Below are 324 nucleotides of genomic sequence, written 5' to 3'. Positions count from 1 at the left end.
TATTTTGTGGTGTTTTTAGATTCTACAAACTCTTTAGATTCTATATCAATATGAAAAGGCATATCGCCTTTGCATTGAAGATAGAATAATATCATATCATTATATTGATTTTTAGGGATACTTGCTACCATAAGTTTTATATCAGCTCCTATATCGCCCATATTGCTAAACTCTGTGCCACGAAAAGAGAGGATATAATTCATATAGCCATATTCAGCAGTATAGCTTATCTCTTTAGATTCTGTATTTTTTTGTTTGCGTTTTTCTCCAAAGAGGGTAGCAGAGAAGCCATTTGAAGTATTGGGCTGGTGAATAAGTAAATCA

At 32.4% G+C, this 324-nt stretch carries 1 pseudogene; it reads right to left on the bottom strand.

The annotated features are described in order from the left end of the window. Positions 1-324 (bottom strand): annotated as a pseudogene (locus tag CQA53_RS12120) (hypothetical protein); the annotation flags it as partial.

The sequence above is a fragment of the Helicobacter didelphidarum genome, from assembly GCF_003364195.1.
Lineage (GTDB): Bacteria > Campylobacterota > Campylobacteria > Campylobacterales > Helicobacteraceae > Helicobacter_A > Helicobacter_A didelphidarum.
The sequence above is the reverse complement of the archived record's forward strand: the minus strand, read 5'-3'. Positions and strand labels throughout refer to the sequence as shown.